General features: G+C 60.3%; 2 protein-coding genes. Both read right to left on the bottom strand.

Annotated features, from left to right (window positions below):
• Positions 1–95: 95 nt before the first annotated feature.
• The gene (locus E4U03_RS12540) at positions 96–884 is read right to left on the bottom strand and encodes a hypothetical protein (protein ID WP_135014054.1); all 789 of its coding nucleotides are present in this window, start codon (positions 882–884) and stop codon (positions 96–98) included.
• Positions 856–1323 (bottom strand): hypothetical protein (locus E4U03_RS12535; protein ID WP_209304182.1); only part of this gene is annotated, 468 nt, incomplete at its 5' end. The genes E4U03_RS12540 and E4U03_RS12535, both read right to left, overlap by 29 nt.

Here is a 1323-nt window from a genome sequence, read left to right as displayed (position 1 = left end):
CGTTGGTGTTGGGTGAGTGAGCTTCGTGCTCGCATAGGAGATGCTCCCCATTAGTTGGTGACTGTTTTTTAGTAGTCCAACTTATGGGGAGCAGTTCATGGGTGGGTGGGGGCTTTTGTGTTGAAAGGAAAGCTGTGGTGCTTGGGCGTTTTTGGGTATGCCAATTGCACGTTTTTTAGTTTACCTGTGGATAACTTTGGTGTGCAACTTGGTTTCGTTACTGTGGTTTGTTCTGGTTTATCGGTGGGATATTTGTTTATTTTTTTTGTTCCTTTGGTGCCGGTGGTGAGTAGGTGGGCGAACCATTCCCAGTCGGCCATGGGCCATACGGGGGTGTTCTCGAGGAAGTTGGAACAGTACCCCTCAGGTGGGGTGCAGGTGCCGGATTCGCAGGCGATGTAGGGCTCATTGTGGGTGGTGAGTTCTAGGACGCGTACGCGCAGGCTCTGTTCTGTGCCGCAGATGGGGCAGGGGGCGTTGAGGGTTTGCCCGCCGAGGGTGCCGTCCAGACGGTGGCGGACCTTGGCAGCGGTGATGGTAGCCCAGTTCTGGACGTCATCCACCCATTGCCCGGCTTTGCGGCGGCTGAGGTAGAGCAGCTCATCGAGTTGGGCGATGGGGGCGGGCATACGGCCGATGGGTAGGACGCCGGCTTCTTCGAGCCAGCCTCGGGTGTCGGTTTGGATATCCAGTAGCAGGTCGAGGCTGTCGATGTGCAGTGGGGCTGGGGTTTTGCCGGGTCCTTCGGGGATGAGGGTGAGCCAGGGGTCAAGGGCGGCCATGGGTCTGCGGGTGCCGGGGGTTAGGGAGCCCTTGAGGGCGCCCCAGTGGGCGTGGAGGTACCCGAGTGAGGCGTTATGCAGGATAGGGGCTGTACGGGGCATGTGGGGGCTCCTGGTGGGTGATGATGGTCAGTTCTATGCGGGGGTTGGTTTTGTCGAATCCGCCGTGGTGCATGTGCGGGCCGTCAACGTGCCGGTAGTCATCGTCTTCCACGAGCCCGTAGTCGGTCAGCCCGTCGATGATGGCTTTGATGGTGGGGTAGAGGTTGGTGGGGTCGTAGCGGCCTGCCCTGGGCTTGTAGATGGTGGCGTGGATGGTGACGAAGGGGACGAGCACGGGCAGGGCGGCTGCTTGTGCTGCAGTTCGTCCGGCGGGGCGCCAGATGCTGGTTTTGGTGGAGCGGTCTGCCCAGTGTTTGCGGGAGTTGGCGTTGAGCAGGTGTTTGGGGTTTGTAATGGGGATGGTCAGAGTGTGGACGCTGGCAGGTGGCTGGGCGGGCTGGTGCATGGGGTTGGGCTCCTTGGGTGGGGTGTATGGGGT

Origin of the sequence: Rothia nasimurium (assembly GCF_004569295.1) — a bacterium.
GTDB classification, from domain to species: Bacteria; Actinomycetota; Actinomycetes; order Actinomycetales; family Micrococcaceae; genus Rothia; species Rothia nasimurium_B.
This window is presented reverse-complemented; position numbering and strand designations above follow the sequence as displayed.

What these genes read in the sequence shown, in the direction of transcription:
- E4U03_RS12540 (WP_135014054.1), bottom strand. Translation starts at nt 884, where the DNA reads ATGCCCCGTACAGCCCCTATCCTGCATAACGCCTCACTCGGGTACCTC.